Annotated in this window: 3 protein-coding genes; 2 read left to right on the top strand and 1 reads right to left on the bottom strand. The window is 51.5% G+C overall.

Features of this window, described 5'->3' with window-relative positions; translation table 11 throughout:
- The first annotated feature begins 487 nt into the window (after nt 1-487).
- Both D6694_13445 and D6694_13440 read left to right on the top strand, forming a co-directional pair.
- Nucleotides 488-1,000: a hypothetical protein gene (locus D6694_13445; protein ID RMH37133.1), complete on the top strand. Its 513-nt coding sequence runs from the start codon at nt 488-490 to the stop codon at nt 998-1,000.
- A complete protein-coding gene (locus D6694_13440) occupies nt 988-1,776 on the top strand; it encodes a hypothetical protein (GenBank protein ID RMH37132.1) in 789 nt (262 codons plus the stop codon). The genes D6694_13445 and D6694_13440 overlap by 13 nt, the downstream gene beginning before the upstream one ends.
- A gap of 47 nt (nt 1,777-1,823) precedes the next feature.
- Here D6694_13440 and D6694_13435 read toward each other — a convergent pair.
- Nucleotides 1,824-2,446, bottom strand: a 623-nt coding sequence (locus D6694_13435; GenBank protein RMH37131.1) for a hypothetical protein, incomplete at its 5' end; no start/stop codon positions are given.

Genomic DNA, 2,446 nt, shown 5'->3' with positions numbered 1-2,446 from the left:
TGTCACCAGCCTGAAGTGCTATGGCCGCGCCTGCTAGCATAAGAATGCCCACCAATGTCCCTAGGAAGACCCACTTATACCACGCTTTGTAGTTCCTCATACGTACACCTCCCGGGAATGAAGTCGCTGTAAAAAGGCCTCTTTGAAAACGACAATCAAAAGCTCACACTGGTTGTACGAGTAGGGCCGAGGTTGGGAATACAACGACTTGTAAACCAAGAGTTGCTTTGGAACCGTCCGATGCAATTGGTGTACGTCAAAAAATAGTCAATATCACTTCGATAGTTTCGGCAAAGAGCACCACCACTGCACCAAGCACCGGTGGCATACCAGCCATAAATTGACACCTTATTTTCGCACGAATAGAAAGCGATTCTATTCATTCGTACGAATAGAGGCCGTTTCTATTGGCTCAAATTGACCATAATTGTTAGAATGAGGGCACAGACGAAAAACTTCATTTGACTTAGCCGTCAGGAGGCCCTCAATGATCATCGAATTTGGGTTGACGCAGGACAACTTGACCAACACGCAATTTGGCCCGGTTGCGCTCTTATCCAGCTATTATCAGCAACACAGGGTGCTTGATCCACTAGGAGAGGTACGGATTGCCATGAAAACGGTGGATCATTCACCCCAAAGCAAGCTCATCCAGGTATTTCTGAGTATATTGGCAGGTTGTCGTTACCTCTCCGAGGCGAACACCCGCTTACGGCCCGAATCTACATTGGCCCAAGTCTGGGGAATCGAGCGCTTCGCCCATCAGTCAACCCTCTCGGATACCCTGGAAGCCCTAACTCAAATGAATCTTCTTGAATTAGAACGCAAGATCGCACAAATCTGTGCTCATTGTAGTCGCACCCGCCATCACGACTGGCGAGGATTTCTCTGGTTGGACTTCGATTTGTCGGGTTTGCTCTGTGGCAAACAAGCAGAAGGTGGCGCCAAAGGCTATTTCAGCGGTAAAAAAACGCTGTTGGTCGTCAATTGGCCAGAGTAAGCGCCATCAACTACTCGGAAACCCTATGGTCAGAACTCTATGCTGGCAATACAACGACCAGCATCTGTTTACAACCGGCTGTCGTGAATGTCGAAACTTCATTTGAGTTAGCCGCTCAACAGCGGCAACGCACCGTCTACCGGCTCGACGGCGGTTCGGGCACAGACGATAATCTGGCCTGGCTCTTGGCCCGGGGCTATCAGGTCGTGGCCAAGGGCTTCTCTGGCCGTCGGGCCCATAGCTTGGCCCAACAGGTCAGCCGTTGGGACCCAACGGGCATAGATGCCTATGTCGGATCCGTCACCCCACCCATGGTTTTCTCTCAACCGGTGTGGGTGATCGTGAAAAAGTGGCGAAAACAGGGCCAATGGCGGCATGCTTACTACGTAACGACCCTGAAACTGCCATCGAAACAGGCCTTCCTACACTATTATGATCTGCGCGGCGGCGCAGAGGTCGAGCAATTTCGCGAGGACAAGTCCGGTCTCTTTCTTTCCTTCCGCCGAAAACGGAGCTGGAATGCCCAGAAAGCCCTGATCCATCTGACTGATCTGGCCCACAATCTCCTCGCCGATTTCCGTTTCCGGGCCTTACGGAACTCCTCCTTCGAGTCTTGGGGACTGAAACGCGTTGTGCGTGACTTGCTCGGCATGCCCGGACGCATCTATTTGGAGGGCTCACAACTCAGACGAATCGAATTGCAGTCTAGCCATCCCTACGCTCGCGAGCTACTCATTTGCCTGCGCAGCTACTATGAACAACCTTTTGGCAGATAGAAACCGCCTCTATTCGGGGGAAAATCCCTGGCCATCATCGACTCTGATTAGAAATCGCCTCTATTCGTACGAAAATATGGTGACATGTTACCGGTCGATGACTGATAGTAGGTGTCGCCCTTTATCCAGTCATGATACCCACACAAGGATTGCGCGATATTGATGAACCCACCAAAATTCTGCCAATACACCTGGCGTGTCCCACCAGCATAGTAATATTGGACCGAGACATTCGTCTTGTGGTTTACAACAATCGGAACTCCAACACCTTGGCCCCAGTATGTGGTGTAATCCAACCAATTTCCATACGCGACGGCTGTCAATGAAGCGGCAACAATGCTCTCACTTTCATCACCTCGCACAACACTGGGCAGGAACACCCGATGGACAGGCGTATCGCCGTCATTGCCGGTGGGCTCGGACTGGGCCAGGATGGGCGAACCGCCGCCCAACAGTAGGCTAACACACAACAACACCGCAAGCAATTTTCTCATGGCAATCCTCCTTTGCGGGGTAAACGGGAGAACCACAATTGTAGAAATCGCTCCGGAGCTTGTACTCAGTTTACCATGGGGGGTAATGTCAAGAGGTTTTGCGTGAAAATTTCGCGCCAAATCTCTACCTTTCGGCACCTCTTGATAAGATGCCCTCGCTGCCGACACCTGAACGG

Source organism: Gammaproteobacteria bacterium, from assembly GCA_003696665.1.
GTDB lineage: Bacteria > Pseudomonadota > Gammaproteobacteria > Enterobacterales.
Note: the sequence above shows the minus strand (reverse complement) of the source record. Positions and strands in the feature narration are given on the sequence as shown.

Excerpts from the sequence above, each read along its gene's own strand:
- D6694_13445 (RMH37133.1), top strand. The coding sequence starts at position 488 with ATGATCATCGAATTTGGGTTGACGCAGGACAACTTGACCAACACGCAA.